The organism is Listeria grayi (genome assembly GCF_900638015.1).
Classification (GTDB): domain Bacteria; phylum Bacillota; class Bacilli; order Lactobacillales; family Listeriaceae; genus Listeria; species Listeria grayi.
Window position 1 is genome coordinate 1,008,381 of sequence record NZ_LR134483.1, and the last position, 17,653, is coordinate 1,026,033.

General features: G+C 44.0%; 15 protein-coding genes. 14 read left to right on the forward strand and 1 reads right to left on the reverse strand.

The annotated features are described in order from the left end of the window. Positions 1-142 precede the first annotated feature (142 nt). On the reverse strand, positions 143-1,831 hold the full coding sequence (locus EL241_RS04845; protein ID WP_003758582.1) for an Rqc2 family fibronectin-binding protein: 1,689 nt from the start codon (positions 1,829-1,831) through the stop codon (positions 143-145). 111 nt (positions 1,832-1,942) lie between these two features. On the opposite strand from EL241_RS04845, the gene EL241_RS04850 reads away from it, so the two are divergent. The 14 genes from EL241_RS04850 to rsgA all read left to right on the forward strand — a co-directional run bounded on the left by EL241_RS04850 (position 1,943) and on the right by rsgA (position 17,651). Then, positions 1,943-2,584 (forward strand): response regulator, encoded by a 642-nt coding sequence (locus EL241_RS04850; protein ID WP_036106956.1) that lies wholly within the window; start codon positions 1,943-1,945, stop codon positions 2,582-2,584. After that, positions 2,584-3,711: a sensor histidine kinase gene (locus EL241_RS04855; protein WP_003758586.1), complete on the forward strand. Its 1,128-nt coding sequence runs from the start codon at positions 2,584-2,586 to the stop codon at positions 3,709-3,711. Before EL241_RS04850 ends, EL241_RS04855 begins: the two co-directional genes overlap by 1 nt. 95 nt (positions 3,712-3,806) lie before the next feature. Further along, entirely contained in the window at positions 3,807-4,748 is a 942-nt protein-coding gene (locus tag EL241_RS04860) for an ABC transporter ATP-binding protein (RefSeq protein ID WP_036106954.1), read from the forward strand. Between the two features lie 15 nt (positions 4,749-4,763). After that, positions 4,764-5,867 (forward strand): ABC transporter permease, encoded by a 1,104-nt coding sequence (locus tag EL241_RS04865; RefSeq protein ID WP_036106952.1) that lies wholly within the window; start codon positions 4,764-4,766, stop codon positions 5,865-5,867. After that, positions 5,868-7,010 carry an ABC transporter permease gene (locus tag EL241_RS04870; RefSeq protein WP_077912805.1) on the forward strand — a complete coding sequence of 381 codons (1,143 nt, stop codon included), beginning with the start codon at positions 5,868-5,870 and terminating at the stop codon, positions 7,008-7,010. 168 nt (positions 7,011-7,178) lie between these two features. Next, positions 7,179-7,796: a guanylate kinase gene (gene gmk, locus EL241_RS04875; RefSeq protein ID WP_036106949.1), complete on the forward strand. Its 618-nt coding sequence runs from the start codon at positions 7,179-7,181 to the stop codon at positions 7,794-7,796. Continuing rightward, complete coding sequence (gene rpoZ, locus EL241_RS04880) at positions 7,796-7,996, forward strand: DNA-directed RNA polymerase subunit omega (protein WP_115346412.1); 201 nt, start codon at positions 7,796-7,798, stop codon at positions 7,994-7,996. Before gmk ends, rpoZ begins: the two co-directional genes overlap by 1 nt. 137 nt (positions 7,997-8,133) lie before the next feature. Beyond that, complete coding sequence (gene coaBC, locus EL241_RS04885; RefSeq protein ID WP_077912815.1) at positions 8,134-9,336, forward strand: bifunctional phosphopantothenoylcysteine decarboxylase/phosphopantothenate--cysteine ligase CoaBC; 1,203 nt, start codon at positions 8,134-8,136, stop codon at positions 9,334-9,336. Next, the gene (gene priA, locus EL241_RS04890; protein ID WP_126320392.1) at positions 9,337-11,736 is read left to right on the forward strand and encodes a primosomal protein N'; all 2,400 of its coding nucleotides are present in this window, start codon (positions 9,337-9,339) and stop codon (positions 11,734-11,736) included. 15 nt (positions 11,737-11,751) lie between these two features. Further along, positions 11,752-12,696 (forward strand): methionyl-tRNA formyltransferase, encoded by a 945-nt coding sequence (gene fmt / locus EL241_RS04895; RefSeq protein WP_036106946.1) that lies wholly within the window; start codon positions 11,752-11,754, stop codon positions 12,694-12,696. Then, complete coding sequence (gene rsmB / locus EL241_RS04900) at positions 12,697-14,034, forward strand: 16S rRNA (cytosine(967)-C(5))-methyltransferase RsmB (RefSeq protein WP_126320393.1); 1,338 nt, start codon at positions 12,697-12,699, stop codon at positions 14,032-14,034. Positions 14,035-14,048: 14 nt separating this feature from the next. Then, complete coding sequence (locus EL241_RS04905) at positions 14,049-14,804, forward strand: Stp1/IreP family PP2C-type Ser/Thr phosphatase (RefSeq protein ID WP_003758608.1); 756 nt, start codon at positions 14,049-14,051, stop codon at positions 14,802-14,804. Then, complete coding sequence (gene pknB, locus EL241_RS04910; protein WP_036106943.1) at positions 14,801-16,765, forward strand: Stk1 family PASTA domain-containing Ser/Thr kinase; 1,965 nt, start codon at positions 14,801-14,803, stop codon at positions 16,763-16,765. Before EL241_RS04905 ends, pknB begins: the two co-directional genes overlap by 4 nt. 13 nt (positions 16,766-16,778) lie before the next feature. Beyond that, complete coding sequence (gene rsgA / locus EL241_RS04915) at positions 16,779-17,651, forward strand: ribosome small subunit-dependent GTPase A (RefSeq protein WP_036106940.1); 873 nt, start codon at positions 16,779-16,781, stop codon at positions 17,649-17,651. The last annotated feature ends 2 nt before the right edge of the window (positions 17,652-17,653 follow it).

A 17,653-nucleotide genomic window follows, 5' to 3' on the forward strand; every position in this document is an offset into this window, starting at 1 on the left:
CTCACGTACTTATGTACGCTCCGCTTCGGTACTCGACTTTGCCTAGAATCTAATCATTTTTCGCCAAGCTGGGAATAGCTAGGAAATGATTGAAATGGTGTTTTTCTTCAGTCTGAAACCCGCTCTACAGCAGGTTTTTCCACTATTGACGCAAACTTCGCACTTTTTCTTCATCCGGTGTAACAAAATAAGTCGTTTGATCTGTATAAATCACATAACCCGGCTTTGCACCGTTGGGTTTTTTGACATGCTTCACCAGCGTCGCATCAACAGGAACACTTCCTGACAAGCGTGCCTTGGAAAAATAAGCGGCGATCATCGCAGCTTCTTCGATAGCAGTTTCGTCTGGATCTGGCGATTGGATGACTACATGGGAACCGGGCAGATCTTTTACGTGGAACCAAAGTTCGTTGTTTTTCGCTAATTTATTCGTCAAATAATCATTTTGTTTATTGTTTTTGCCGACTAATATCGAAAGGCCGGTACTGGAACGGTATTTTTCAGGAGTTGGATTGGTCGGTTTTTTCCGTTTTCCAGCTTTGTTTTTATAGCGCAGATAGCCTTGTTCAGCAAGCTCGATACGGATCTCTTCCACATCGGCTGAATTGCCGAGCTCTAGCTGCGACTGGATCGTTTCCAAATACTCGATTTCTTGCGCGGTCAATGTAAGTTGCTCATTGACATAAGCGACGGCATTGCGTAATTTTTGATATTTCGCAAAGTACGCTTGGGAATTTTGCGAAGCGCTTTTTCGTGTGTCGAGCGGGATGGCTACTGGCTTCATGTCATTATAAAAATCTTCCACTGTGATCGTGGTCATTCCGCGGCTTACTTGATGAAGGTTCGCTGTCAAAAGTTCACCGTAGTGTCGGTATTTATCGGCTTCGTCTGCTTCTATCAATGTTTGCTTTAATTTTTCGATCTTTGTTTTGTTGCGCTGGATCTCATTGGTCAGCAAACGCTCTAGATCTTTTGCGACTTGATGGACGCGATCACGGCGAGCTTTGCCGAGATAAAATGCATCGAGCAGCTCGCTAAGCGAATCATAGCTGCCAAGGATCTCCGTCATGCTCTCTAGTGGCATGAAGTAGAAATCTTCTTTCTCATTTTTTCGGAAGTAGAGTGCTTTTGGTTGTTCTTCGCTATGCAAGCGAACCGCGGTGATCACCTGATCAAAAGCCTGCGTGAGACTGCTTTCCTGGGCACGCAAGCGGATCTCTTGGGCAAGAAGCGGACTGAATCCGGCAAATTGGCTGACAAGTTCCTTCGTGGAAGGAAGTTCGTTTTTGGCAAATTGGCTGCTGTCGAACTGGAAGGGATCTTGCTTTTCAGGCTGTGGCGGCAAGCGATACGCTGCACCGGGAAGTAATGTACGGTAGCTGTTTTGAGCAGGAGAGATGTGTTTGATCGTATCAACGATCGTTCCTTTTTCCCGGTCTACCAGTACGATATTACTATGACGGCCCATGATCTCAATATAAAGTTCGCAAAAGCGGTTTTCGCCGATGTCGTCTTTCCCGCGGATCTCTAGTTTTAAGATACGCTCATTTGGAAGCTGGGTGATTTTTTCAATAACCGCGCCTTCTAGATATTTTCGCAGCAACATACAAAACATGGGCGGCGTAGAAGGATTTTCGGGAATGTCTGCGGTGAATTGAACACGGGCATAGCTCGGATGTGCAGAAATCAGCAAGCGTTTATTTTCACGATTTTTTCGTATATAAAGAACTAATTCGTGGGCGAAGGGCTGATGAACTTTCATGATTCGGCCACTTTCAGCTCCAAGCGTTAGTTCTTTTGTTAAGGCTTTTAAAAACATTGCATCAAACATAGGTCAGTTCTCCTTTATCTGTAATCCTCATCTATTGTAGCATAGAATAGCCTTGACGACTTGTTTTTGGTTCGATTAGAATGAAGAGGAAATGAAAAGGGGCGGGCGTAAATGATAAAACTTTTACTAGCGGATGACAATGCTTTTATCACAGGTGGTTTGGAGATTATTCTCGATATGGAAGCGGATATCGAAGTCGCAGCCACGGTGGCGAATGGACAAGCCGCCGTGGATTATTGTTTGGAATATGATATCGATGTAGCTTTACTGGATGTTCGGATGCCAGTCATGAATGGGGTCGAGGCAGCGAAGCGGATAACTGCGGAAACAGAGACGAAGGTGATTATCCTAACTACTTTTGATGATGATGCCTACATTATCGATGCGATCCGAAATGGTGCGGAAGGCTACCTGCTGAAAAACAATGATCCTAAAATCATCATTGCTGCAGTTCGAGGCGTCGTTCAAAACCAAAATATCATGCAAGCGGAGATCTGGGAAAAGGTGAAGATAGCTTTGTCGGGTAACCAAACGAAAGCGCACATGGCTAAATTACCGCTTACCTCGCGGGAACAAGATGTGATCCAAGCTGTAGCGAGTGGGTTGTCGAATAAGGAAATCGCGAAAAAGCTGTTTATCTCGGAAGGAACCGTTGCCAATAATATTTCGGCATTATTAAATAAATTAGGACTAGAACATCGAACTCAATTGGCGATCTTTTATTTGACAGGTAAGGCGGGGGGAACGGAGTAATGGTGTTTTATAAATTACAGTTCGATATTTATTTCACGCTATTTTTCTTATTATTTTTGACACAACAGCCTCTCAGTCACATGCAGATTGGCTATTATCTAGTGAGTGTGCTTCTCTATTTGAGTGCGGCGCTCTTGATCGAGTGCTTGGCAAAGCCTTTTTACTGGAAAATCACATTGCTTGTTATAATTTTGTTTAGTGCTGGCCTTGCTTTACCTTATCTATATTTCTTCGCCCCATTTCCGCTGCTTTCTTTGATCTTAGAAAAAGAAGTGCAAAGGTTGAGAGACACATTACTATATCTGTTACTTGCGAATAGTTGCGTGTTTTTTCTACCAAATTTCACAGAAAGATTAGCATATGTCTTTTTGACTGTTATATTGGCGCTGTTTTATCATTTGCTTGGACGCGGCTACCATTTGATGAAAGCCAAAGAGGAAGCTAACGAAGCACTTAAGAGACACATGGAAGAACTGTCGCAAAAAGTGGAACAGCAAAAAGCACAGTTTCTCCGGGAAACACAACTAGCAAAACTAGAGGAAAGAAATCATTTGTCGCATCAGATCCACGATCAGCTCGGACACGCATTGACAGGCGGCCTGATCCAGCTAGAAGCCGCGCAGGCGATTCTCTATAAAGATCCAGAGAAAGCAAGTGAACTATTAGGGAATGCGATCGTGATCAATAAAAATGGCATCGATTCGATTCGTAAAACACTCCAAGCAACCAAACCAGCGCAGGAAAGTATTGCAATCAGTCAGATGAAGGCAAAGTTAGAAGAATTTGAAAATGATTATCAGATCAGAACGGTTTTTCATTATGAAGGTGATTTACGCAGGGTGACCCAAGCGATGTGGTATGTCTGTTACCATAATTTAAATGAAGCATTGACCAATGTGCTGAAATACAGCAAAGCCACACGAGTGAATATCCAACTGACCGTCTTGAATAAGATCGTGCGCTTTAAGATCCAAGATAATGGGTTAGGAACGGCTCACTTTGAGAAGCACCTGGGCATTATCGGTATGGAAGAACGAACATCCAAACTAGGAGGAAATCTTGTCATTGATACACGATCCGGTTTTGGGATCGTGACTCTATTACCGACGGAAGAAACAACATCATGAGAAACTCATGGAAAAGAAGTGAGAAAATGCACTACTGCATTTCTCACTTCTTTTTTATAATGAAACTATCACGAAAAATGAAAAGAGGCAGTGAAATGAATATTATCGAAATCGAGGGGTTAACAAAAAAATTCCAAAAGAAAACTGCAGTGGATAATCTCAGTTTAACTGTAGAACAAGGGCAAAGCTTTGGTCTGCTCGGTCCGAATGGGGCGGGAAAGAGTACGATAATCAATATTTTAAGCGGTTTAATGAAGCGAACTAGCGGAGACATCCGTGTGTTTGGTGAATCATTGGATGCGGCCCCTCTGACTATCAAAAAGCGAATTGGTCTTGTTCCTCAAGAAATAGCGCTTTACAATGATCTTTCTGCATTAGAAAATGTAAAATTTTTTGCCGGACTGTATGGTCTTCGGGGCGCAAAGTTGGAAGATGCCGCGAAAGAAGCGTTGGTATTCGTAGGATTAGCTGATAATTTAAATGAGCGTCCGAAAACTTTTTCGGGAGGGATGAAGCGACGGCTAAATATTGCATGTGCGATCGCGCATTCGCCGGAATTGATTATTATGGATGAGCCAACTGTTGGGATCGATCCGCAGTCGCGTAATTATATTTTGGAGTCGATCCACAAGCTCAATCGCCGTGGTTCCACGATTATTTACACTAGCCATTACATGGAAGAAGTAGAAGAATTATGCAACTATATCGCGATTGTAGATCATGGGAAAGTCATCGCTGAGGGGACAAAAGAAGAACTGATCCAACTGGTGACGGACGTCAAAGATATGCGTATCCAAATAAATGCTAATGGTAATGCGATCGACATAGAAGCCCTGAAACAGATCAAGGGTGTTCAAACCGTAGAATTGATTGGGAATTCGGAAATCAGTGTGACTTCTTCTACTGAAGTCAATAATCTCAATCAAGTATTAGCGACTTTGATCGCTGCAAAGATCGAGATCATGGAAGTGAATCAGCAAACGCTGAATTTAGAAACTGTTTTTTTAAATTTAACAGGCCGAAAATTACGAGATTAGAAAGGAGAACGGCATATGATTTGGCATATCCTCAAAAAGAGTGTAAAACTTGGAATGCGCGACCGCAGCTACGTGATCTACATGCTGCTTTTCCCGCTTGCTTTAATGTTTGTGCTCGGTAGTGCGCTTCAAAACAGTTTTAGCGAAAATATCAAGTTAGATAAGCTAACGATTGCTTATCAAGCAGATACTAAAACCCAAATGGGAAAAGCATTTGCAACATTTGCGAAAAAAGCGGACAGTAATAGGGTCAGATTCCGACCAATGGAAGCGCAAGCGGGGGAACGGGCTGTGAAAAATGGCAAGGTGACTGCAGTAGTGAAAACGGACGCAAAAACGCTTCATGTGGTTACTAACAATCCCGATGTTGTGGAAAATAGTGTATTGCAAAATTATCTCCAAGCCTTCACAGCCAATTATCAAGTAGTAAATGGCGTCATGCGTGTTGATCCGAGTAAAATCAAACTAGCGTTGCAATCCGCACAAGTAGACGAAAATGCGATCACGGTCCACAAATTAAGTTCTTCTAAGAATGTCAGTTCATTCCAATACTATGCGATCGCGCTGATCGCCCTGTCGATGATGTTCAACTTTTATAGCGGCACATATGTCATGCGCGGGGAAAAGACTCGTCATACGATCGGCAGGATCTATACCGCACCTGTCAAAAAGCAAGCACTGATCGTCGGCAACTTTTTAGGTGAATTAGTCATTTTAGCGCTTATTTTAGCGATACTGATGATCGTCTCTCAGTTTGTTTTCCACGTGGAATGGGGCAATCATATATTGATCGTTTCTTTGACTTATTTCACATTGGGGATCTTAGCGATACTGCTAGGGATGACAGTCGATATGATCAGCAACGGGAACCCTGTGATAACCGGAGCTGGCGGCATGTTGATCCAAGTCTTTGCTTTTATGGGCGGCGCCTATTTCCCAACGAACGGAGCAGCAATGGAAAAATTCTCACCGCTGGGTTGGGCGAGCAACAGTGTTAAGCAAATTTTATATAATCATGAACCAAATGCAGCCATGTTGCCGATTTTACTGAATCTAAGTATCGGTATTGGGTTGATCATTTTAATGACTCTCTGGCAAAATCGAAAGGAAGTGTACTAAATGCAAGCAATCGGCTGGTTATTTAAACATAACGCGCAAGTTCTTTGGAAAAATAAATTTCGGCTGCTAGTCTTGGTTGGTACACCGATCATCAGCATTATTATTTACTTTTTCTCCTATCAATCCAGCGATAATATCAGTCACCTTCGGATCGGTGTCGTCAATCAGGACAATGGCGTCTATACTGCTGAAGTGGTTAAAGGCTTACAAGCGGATAGCGACACGAAATTGCTGGATTATCAAACCGGGAAGAAGAAAGTTATTAATGGCAATATCGATGGGCTGATTGTTTTTCATCCCGGAAGCAATGCCAGTCTAAAAGAGGGAAAGCCACGCGGTTTTGAGATACAGACTGTTCGCGGAGCAGAAATCTCCAATCAAGTGAAGGCATTGCTCAATAATCAAATCAGCAGAACAGTCAAGTTTGTCCAGCTGAGTGATCCGGATCATTCTTTCCAAACATATAAAGAGGCGTATGAACACGCGAAAGTGACGATCAAAGAGCAACAAGTAGGAGTAGAAAAGGATACGACGATCATGATGACTAGTGCGATCATTGGCTTTTTCTGCATGATGCTGCTGTATTCAGCTGGAAATCTCGGGGAGCTTATCTTCCAAGAAAAAGAAGACGGGACTTATTACCGTTTAATGGCTGCACCATTTACCAGCAGACAATATTTAACGAGTAATTCCTTGTTCGCGCTCGCCACATTAGTTTTCCAGATCATGCTATGCTTAGTGGGGATGAAATTCGTTTTTCATATCGAGCCTGGTTTTTCTTATCTAGAATTGTTCGCTATCTTGCTGATCTATGCGATCATGGCGGTGCTTTTATCGTTAGTATTTGGTTTTATGGCGAAAAACAGGACAAGTGTCAGTGCGCTGCAAATGATTGTTTTCACGCTTTCTTCTTTATTATCAGGGGCGTTGATACCGGTTTCGATCATGCCAGCTTTCATGCAGAAAGTTGCAGTCTTTATGCCGCAGTACTGGGTCATGGATGCAATTGGAGAAATGCAGCATGATGCGCTTAGCGGCCGCTTATTATTTGCCATTTTTGTCTTATTTGCTTACAGTCTGCTGTTTGCTTCCATCGCGATCTACAAACATAAACACACAGAAGAAACGCATAGTTTTATCTAGCAGAATTGTAGCCAGATGTTCCTGGATGATTTTTGTGCTAACCAACTTCCTGCTGTAAAAATTTCCGTAATCTATATGATTTTCCTGCTTATTTTGCTATAATGAAACATACATGCGACAAGGACGTTAAAAGTGAGAGCGTCGAAATGAATGGCAGGAGGGGAAGTAATGGCAGAACGTGGCCTTTTGATTGTATTGTCTGGTCCTTCTGGAGTGGGGAAAGGTACTGTCAGAGAAGCGATTTTTAAAGATGAAGCTACGACATTCGAGTATTCGATCTCGATGACGACGCGGAAACCGCGCGTGGGAGAAAAAGATGGCGTAGATTATTATTTTCGGACGCGAGAAGTATTTGAAGAAGCGATCGCTGCTGGGAGAATGCTGGAATACGCGGAGTACGTGGGCAATTACTATGGGACACCGCTGGACTATGTGGAAGAAAAACTTGCGAGCGGCGTAGATATTTTCTTGGAGATCGAAGTGCAGGGCGCACTTCAAGTCAGAGAGAAAATGCCGGAAGGGATCTTCATCTTTTTGACACCACCTGACCTTGCCGAATTGAAAAATCGTATCGTCGGTCGTGGGACGGAATCAATGGCGGTTGTGGAAGAACGGATGGAAACAGCCAAAAAAGAGATCGAAATGATGTCTTCTTACGATTATGCGGTTGTAAATGATAAAGTCTCACATGCAGTTGCAAAAATAAAAGGTATCGTGGAAACCGAGCATCTGAAAACGGAGCGCGTGATTCATCGTTATCAAAAAATGTTGGAGGGGTTAAAATGATGTTATATCCGTCAATTGACAATCTATTATTAAAAATCGACTCGAAGTATTCGCTGGTTACAGTAGCAGCGAAACGAGCTCGTCAAATGCAGCAGGACAATGATAACGGCACGCTTGAAAGTTATCAATCCGATAAATATGTCGGTAAAGCGCTAGAAGAGATTTATTCTGGTAATTTAGTACTTTCGGAAGAAGACTAAGCCGGATCTAAAAGACCGTAGTGGTAAAAGAGTGGAGTACATCTATTTCTTTTGCCGTTACGGTTTTTTTGTGTAAGAATAAGGGCCTGTCATGTTATAATGGATGGAAGAGTTTATGAATGAGGTGGAAGTTTATGATGAACGGAAAAAACATTTTATTAGCAGTCACTGGCGGTATCGCTGTGTATAAAGCCGTGGCGCTGACTAGCAAATTAACTCAAGCCGGTGCAAATGTGAAAGTCATGTTATCTGAACATGCCGCAAACTTTGTACCGCCTTTGTCTTTCCAAGTATTGTCGCGTAATGACGTTTATACCGATACATTTGATGAAAAAGATTCTCGCGTTGTCGCACATATCGATCTAGCAGACTGGGCAGATCTCGTTATCGTCGCACCAGCCACTGCCAATACGATCGGCAAAATGGCAAACGGGATCGCTGATGATCTGATCACCACCACCTTGCTAGCAACAGAGTCGCCAGTCTGGGTCGCGCCAGCCATGAATGTCCATATGATCAGCCATCCTGCTGTTGTGCGGAATATCGAACAACTATATGCTGACGGCATCCGCTTTATAGAACCTGAAGAAGGCTATTTAGCATGTGGGTATGTTGGTAGAGGTCGCCTTGAAGAACCCGAGAAGATTGTGGCTCGGATCGAAGAATTTTTCGGAGCCCGCCAGCATGACCTAGCAGGCAAAAAAGTACTTGTCACTGCTGGAGCAACGCGTGAAAAAATCGATCCAGTACGCTATTTTACCAACCATTCGACTGGTAAAATGGGCTATGCAATCGCGGAAGCTGCTGCTTTGCGCGGTGCGGAAGTAACCCTGATCGCTACAACGAATGCCTTGCCAGTACCACATGGTGTGACGCATGTCCTCGTTGATTCTGCGGAGTCCATGTATCAGGCCGTACAAACACACCAAGCCGATACAGACATTTTTATTTTCACCGCTGCAGTTGCCGATTATACGCCACTTGAAGTCCATGCCCATAAAATCAAAAAACAACCGGGTGATTTTACCGTTAGCATGAAGCGTACTAAAGATATTCTAAAAACGATCGGAACCGAAAAACGACCAAGACAAGTAGTGGTCGGATTTGCTGCTGAAACGCAGGACTTAGAAACAAATGCGAAAAAGAAATTGTCAGAAAAAAATGCTGATTTTATTGTCGCTAATAACGTAGCGGAATCCGGCGCAGGTTTTGGAACAGATACAAACATCGTTACTATCTACGAAGACAACGGAGCTGTCCATGAGCTGCCGATCCTTGCAAAAGCAGAGGTAGCACAAAAGATCATCGCGCTCATTATAAAGCGAAGTGAAAATGAATAAATGATACCAATAGCAAAAGTTATCGTGGATGTGCCTGCGCTTCAAGTAGACCGCCCCTTTGATTATATGATCCCGGAGGCATTGCTTGAAGTCATGCGGCCCGGGATGCGCGTTTCCGTTCCTTTTGGAAATCGGCAAGTGCAAGGATTTGTCGTTGAAATAGCGGAAACCGAACCAAATCCGAAATTAAAAACGATCGAGCGAACAATGGATATTTTACCCGTCTTGAACACGGAACTGATGGAACTGGGCGATTATTTGGCTGAAGACACCTTGGCATTTCGCGTTACAGCTTATCAAGCCATGCTGCCAGCCGCAATGCGTGCTAAATACGAGAAGTATTTTGTGATCCGCGACGAAAGTGATGAGATGCTGTGGCAATTATTTGATGGACTAGAAACGCTCGATTTCAAACAAGCAGAAGTTAACAATTTGCTACCGAAGTTGAAAAAGCCGTTGCAAGACGGTAGCGTCGAAATCGTTTACCAAGTCAAAAATAAAGTAACAAAGAAAACGGCTCGATACGTGGTCACTAACTTATCTATTCAACAACTAGCGGATCAGATCGAACAGCTGCCCAAACAAGCAAAAGCACAAGCCAGGTTGCTTGCTTACCTACAAGTGAACCCGGAACCAGTCCGTGTGAAATATTTAAAAGATGAAAAAATCGCCACCGATGCAACGATCCGCAAAGCAGCGGAACAAGGATTTATCCAGATTGAAGACCGTCAGATCAATCGTGATCCCTATCAAGGCAGAGAATTTCAAGCAAGCAAGCCGCTGGTTTTACTACCTGCTCAAAAAGAGGCATGTGAGCGAATCATCGAAGCAAGCCAAAACAGCCGGTCGGAAACTTTTCTATTGCATGGTGTTACCGGCAGCGGAAAAACCGAGGTTTACTTACAAAGTATCGAAGCCACATTGGCGGAAGGAAAAGAAGCCATCGTCTTAGTGCCGGAAATCGCCTTGACTCCGCAAATGGTCGAGCGCTTCAAAGCCAGATTCGGCGGAGAAGTAGCCGTTCTGCACAGCGCTCTATCAGCGGGAGAAAAGTATGACGAATGGCGCAAGATCGAGCGCAGAGAAGCGAAAGTCGTGGTCGGTGCTCGTTCCGCGATCTTTGCTCCGTTTGAAAATCTTGGTTTGATCATTATGGATGAAGAACATGAATCCAGCTATAAACAAGAAGAAAATCCGCGTTATCATGCTCGCGATGTAGCTATATGGCGCGCCAAACGGCATGGTTGTCCGGTCGTGCTCGGTAGTGCAACACCCTCACTGGAAAGTTTTGCCCGGGCTAAAAAAGGCCGCTACCAGATGCTGGAACTAGAGGCGCGAGTGAACCAACAAGCCTTGCCAAGTGTAGAAGTCATCGATATGCGTGAAGAACTGCGCAGCGGCAACCGAACAATGTTTTCCACCGCATTGCTTGAAAAAATCAAAGATCGGTTAGCGAAAAAAGAACAGATCGTCCTCATGCTGAACCGACGTGGTTATGCCTCCTTCGTGATGTGCCGGGACTGCGGCTATGTGGCGGAATGTCCGAACTGTGATATTTCATTGACCTATCACCAAGCAAGCAATCAGCTTAAATGTCATTACTGCGGTCATGAAGAACGAATGCCGCAGCACTGCCCAAGTTGTGAGAGCCCACATATCCGCTACTTTGGTACCGGGACTCAAAAAGTGGAAGAAAATCTTAATAAATTGATCCCAGAAGCGAAAATCATTCGGATGGACGTAGATACTACACGGACAAAGGGCGCGCATGAAAAGTTACTGACAAAATTCAAAGAGAAACAAGCCGACATCTTACTTGGTACACAAATGATCGCGAAAGGTCTGGATTTCCCTTCGATCACATTGGTAGGTGTGCTCAACGCAGATACAATGCTCAATCTACCTGACTTCCGCGCTTCGGAACGAACTTTCCAGTTGTTGACGCAAGTAAGTGGAAGGGCTGGACGTAGTCATTTAACAGGAGAAGTCATCGTCCAGACCTACAATCCGGAAAGCTATAGCATTGAATTTGCGAAAGAACATGATTACCACGGTTTTTATGAACATGAGATGCGCATCCGAAAATTAGGTGGTTACCCGCCGTTTTATTACCTGACACTTATCAATGTCAGCGGCGAGAATGAACGCCAAGTGATCCAAGTCATTCAAGAGATCAGCCAATTTTTACGTTCCAAATTATCCGATCAGAGTATTGTCCTCGGCCCAGTACCAAGCACGATCACTCGAATCAAAAATAAATATCGCTATCAAAGTATTATCAAATATAAATCGGAGCCAGAACTAAAAAAAGATTTAAAAGAAATTATAGCGCATTACCAAAAAGAACAAGCAAAAGGGCTTGTTATCGCGATCGATGTCCAACCCTATATTATGATGTAAGGAGCGTGCGAACGAATGACAAAAATTATTTTTATGGGAACTCCTGAATTTTCTGTTCCTGTCCTAAAAAGATTAGCCGAGCGATATGACTGTATCGCTGTTGTGACCCAGCCGGATCGCCCTGTTGGTAGAAAGCGGGTTTTGACACCGCCGCCGGTGAAAGTTGCAGCAGAAGAATATGGCATTCCCGTTTATCAACCTGAGAAATTGCGTACATCTGAGGAACTCCAAACACTGATCGATCTAGAAGCGGATCTATTGGTGACCGCTGCTTACGGTCAGATCTTGCCAAAAGCATTGTTAGAAGCTCCAAAACATGGTGCTATCAATGTCCATGCATCGCTGCTACCAAAATACCGCGGCGGGGCACCAGTGCATTACGCGGTAATGAATGGTGAAAAAGAAACAGGTGTAACGATCATGTATATGGAAGAAGCGCTGGATGCGGGAGACATGATCGCCAGCCGTGCTATTCCGATCACAGACGCCGATAATACGGGCATTCTATTTGATAAATTAAGCCAATTAGGAGCCGACTTGCTGATGGAAACATTGCCAGATTTCTTGGCAGGACGCACGAAAGCGATCCCGCAAGACGAATCACAGGTCACCTTTGCCCGCAATATCAGCCGGGAACAAGAAAAAATCGATTGGTCGCAATCGGGAAGAACGATCTTCAACCAGATCCGCGGTCTATCCCCTTGGCCTGTCGCTTACACGCTGCTGGCTGGAAAGACATTCAAGATCTGGGAAGCGACGATCGATGATAATCAGCATGTGGAAGCAGAAGCTGGTACGATCGTCATTGCTCAAAAAGATCAGCTGGGGATATCAGCCGGAGACGGTACAGTGATTTTCCCAACAGTGATCCAACCGGCCGGTAAGCCGAAAATGACGATCCAATCTTATCTAGCGGGTGCGCTGGCGAGTTTGAAAAATGAAGCAAGGTTTGGTGAATAAATGAAAAAAACACAAAGTGTCCGAGAAGCAGCACTTGAAATCTTACTCAAAATCGAAAAAAATCAATCTTTCAGTCATTTACTTATCAATGACGCACTTAAAAAAACAAAACTAGAAGCACTGGATCGTAATCTATTGACAGAACTAGTTTATGGGACATTACAACGTCGCTTGACATTGGATTACTATTTGCAACCTTTCTTAAAAAAACAGCCAGAAGATTGGGTGCTGGAACTTTTGCGGATGTCTGTCTACCAACTTGTCTATCTAGACAAAGTCCCTGAACACGCGATTCTGCATGAAGCAGGCGAGATCGCCAAACAACGTAGTCACCAAGGAGTAACGAAATTTGTCAACGGCGTGCTTCGTAATTTGATCCGTCAGGGCATCCCAGCGATTACTGATATTGCCGATCCAGTGGAACAAGTAGCGATCGAGACAAGTCTGCCGCTTTGGCTGGCAAGACGATGGGAAAAACAATTTGGCTTGACTCAGCTTCGGGAAATCGGTCTGGCATTTCTAGTGCCACCGCATCAAACGATCCGCGTCAACCGCTTGGAACAGCCACGCGAACAGACTGCGAAGGAATTAGGCCAAATCGACATTGAAACGACCCCTAGTCCCTATCTTGATGAAGCGTTGATTGTCGAAAAAGGAACAGTCGCACAGACAAAACTTTATCAAAAGGGGATCATCAGCATCCAAGATGAAAGTTCGATGTTGCCAGCATACGCGCTCCAATTAGAAGAACAAATGACCGTTCTCGATGCTTGTGCCGCTCCAGGGGGGAAAACCACCCACATCGCTGAAAAAATGAACGGTACCGGGATCGTCTATGCCCTGGATATCCATGAGAAAAAAACCAAACTGATCGAGCAGGCAGCTGACCGGCTTGGTTTGATGAATATTCGGACCAAAGCTTATGACGCGAGAAAAGCAAGCGAAGTCTTTGAACCGGAAATGTTTGATCGGATCTTAGTGGATGCACCTTGTTCCGGCTTTGGCGTACTGCGCCGTAAACCGGATATCAAATACAGCAAGACAGAAAATGATATTCAAAGGCTTGCTGCGATCCAGCTAGAAATTTTAGAAGAAGTTAGCCAGTTATTAAAAGAAAATGGTATATTAGTATATAGTACTTGTACAATCGATAAAGAAGAAAATGCGACTGTTTTAAAAACCTTTTTAGCCAATCATCCCGAATTTCAGCTAGAGCGTGTACAAGTGCCGAAAGCAGTTGCGGAGCTATTGACAGAAGATTACTTAGAGCTGCTTCCGACTGCGATCGGAAGCGATGGTTTCTTCGTTTCGAGTATTCGGAAAAATAGCAGAATCTAAAAGAGGTGAAACAGATGCAAGTAGAGTTTCGTACAGATCGAGGTAGGATCAGACAACATAATGAAGATAACGGCGGCGTTTTTCAAAATAAAAATGGGATCTCGATCGTCATCGTTGCAGATGGTATGGGCGGTCATCAGGCCGGTGATATCGCTAGCGAAATGGCGGTCCACACATTGAGTGAAGCTTGGCAGCAGACAGATTCGCTGTTTACGGTGCAAGAGATCGAACAATGGCTCAAAACGCATATCGAGCTAGCTAACCAAACGATTTTGGAACGTGCGCAAAGAGAAATAGATTTAAAAGGAATGGGAACGACACTCGTTGCTGCGATCGTGATCGATTCTCAGCTCGTAGTTGCCAATATTGGCGACAGCAGGGGCTATTTGTTCCAAAATAATAAGCTGACTCAATTGACAGAAGATCATTCACTTGTTCATGAATTGATGCGCAAAGGAGAAATAACGGCAGAAGATGCTTTCAACCATCCGCGCAAAAATATTTTATTACGTGCTCTGGGCGTGGAAAAGGATGTTGTGACTGATACCTTTGTATTTCCGATTCAGACGAGCGACATCTTGCTACTGTGTTCAGACGGACTTACGAATATGTTATCCGAACAAGAGATCGAAGCGATCCTAGCAAGTGGACGGACACTTGCTGAAAAAGCGAATATCTTTATTGCGAAAGCAAACGACAAAGGCGGCGAAGACAATATCACGGTTTTGCTGGCGAAGCGAAAGTTGACGGGAAGGGGTGAATCCATATGATGATTGGTAAACGGATCAGTAATCGCTATAAGATCCTAGAGTCTATTGGCGGTGGTGGCATGGCAAATGTTTATTTAGCACATGACATTATCTTAGATAGAGATGTAGCAGTGAAGATCCTGCGTATCGACCTTGCGGATGAAAGCAACTTGATTCGACGTTTTCAGCGAGAAGCTCAATCTGCTACCAGTTTAGTTCATCCGAATATCGTAGGCGTATATGATGTCGGGGAAGAAAATGACCTGCATTATATCGTCATGGAATATGTGGAAGGAATGGACCTCAAGCAATACATACACGAACATTATCCGATCCCGTATGAAAAAACCGTCGACATCATGCTGCAGATTCTTTCCGCAGTAAAAGTGGCGCATCAACATCAAATCATTCACCGTGATCTGAAACCACAAAATATCCTGATCGATAAACAAGGCAACGTCAAAATCACGGATTTCGGAATCGCAATGGCATTATCGGAAACATCGATCACTCAAACCAATTCATTGCTTGGTTCTGTCCATTATTTGTCACCAGAACAAGCCAGAGGTGGAATGGCTACGCAGAAATCAGATATCTATGCACTTGGTATCGTACTTTATGAAATGATCATGGGAAAAGTTCCTTTTGACGGAGAATCAGCCGTATCGATTGCCATCAAACATTTGCAGACTACCGTTCCTTCTGTGAAAGAACAAAATCCCGACATTCCGCAAAGTATTGATAATATTATTTTACGCTCCACTGCAAAAGATCCGTTCCTTCGCTACCAAAGCATTGAAGAAATGGAAAAAGATTTGCGGACGGCACTTGACCCAGAGCGAAAGAACGAAGCACCGTTTGTCTTCAAAGAAGATAACGAAGTGACAAAAACGATCCCGATCATCCCTGCAAACATCATGCAAAATATCGAGGATACAAAGGTTTCGGAACCGGAAGCTGCTAAAACACCACCGAAAAAGCCGAAAAAGAAGAAGAACCGGAAAAAAGTTTTCTGGATCACCTTTATCGTGATTCTCCTATTTGCCGCTCTGATCGGTGTGCTTTGGTATCTAGGCAAACAACCTACGACAGTGGAAGTTCCGAATGTCAGCAATCAAACGGAGTCCAGCGCGATCTCCAATCTGGAAGCACAAGGCTTCAACGTCAATAAAACAATAGAGAAAAACAGTGATAAGATCGAGGAAGGCAAGATTATCAGTACCGATCCAAAAGCAGGCAAGAAAGTAGAAAAAGGTTCCCGGATCAATTTATATATCAGTGTCGGCTCGAAAAAGATCACACTAGAAGATTATACAGGCAAGTCTTACGATACGGTGAAAAAGACATTGGATGAACAGGGTTTCCGCTCGGTTTCCAGCCAGGAAGCATACAGCGATGAACAAGACAAAGGAATGATCATTTCGCAAAATCCACTGGCAAACCAAGATGTCGTGGCAAAAGATACAGATATATCTTTCGTTGTCAGCAAAGGGCCTGAACCTGTCTTGCTTGCCAACTTATCCGGCTTTACGAAAAAAGCGGCGGAAGACTATGCCAAAACCAATCAGCTGGAAATCTCCAGTTCAGAAGAATACTCGGACTCTGTTCCAGAAGGACAAGTCATTTCACAAAAACCTTCTGCCGGAACATCTATGGCCAAAGGCGATAACATTTCCGTCGTGATCTCCAAAGGCGAGAAGGAAAAACAAGTGAAGACTGTGAGCAAGGACTTTACGATCCCATACAAAGAGGAAGATAACAGCGATGACGAAGCAGATGACGATCAACCAAAACAAGAGCATGTCCAAATTTTCATTGAGGATAAGAATCACACGTATTCCTCCGTATTCCGTGAGCTAGACATCACAAAAGATACTTCGGTAACCATCAATTTTGATATCGAAGAAGGTTCGAAAGCAAAATATCGGATCGTACGGGAAAAGGAAACGGTCGATGAAGGAACAGTAGATTATCCAGAGTAAAGGAGGGCTTCAACTGAAGGGACAAATTATTAAAGCATTAAGCGGTTTTTACTATGTCTATGCGGACGGCGTCACCTATCAATGCCGCGCCCGCGGGAACTTTCGTAAACGCAAGATCACACCGCTCGTCGGGGATGAGGTTGAATTCCAAGCGGAAAATCTGACAGATGGTTATGTACTTGACATAGAACCGCGCAAAAACGCACTGGTCAGACCACCGATCGCCAATGTAGATATCGCGATTTTGGTGTTTTCCGCGGTGGAACCAGCTTTTTCGACAAATCTATTGGACCGCTTTTTAGTCGCGATCGAAAAAGAGACGATCCAGCCAATCATTTGCGTAAGTAAACTGGATCTGGCAGATAATGATGTGCAAAAAGAGGTTCGGCAGTATCAGGCAATATACCAAACTATCGGGTATCCATTCCTGTTGTTGGATGAGCCAGATAGTTTAAGTGAGTTGACAAAACTTGTCAGCAAAAAAACGGCAGTCATCGCGGGGCAATCCGGTGTCGGCAAATCCACTTTCCTAAACCGGCTGAATCCGGATCTCAGTCTTAAAACGGCGGAGATATCCGGAAGTCTGGGACGAGGCAAGCATACGACCAGACATGTAGAATTTTTACCGATCGGCGATGGTTTTGTGGCGGATACACCGGGATTCAGCTCCATCGAGTGGCAAGAAATGGAACCAGAGGAAGTCGAGATTTATTTTCCTGAGATCGAAGCAGCAGGCAGCAGCTGTAAATTCCGCGGTTGCTTGCATGATTCCGAGCCGAAATGTGCCGTGAAAACAGCTGTAGAAGCTGGCGAGATCGCAGGATTTCGCTATCAACACTATCTTCAGATCCTAGCAGAAATCAAAAATAGAAAGCCGAGGTATTAAAA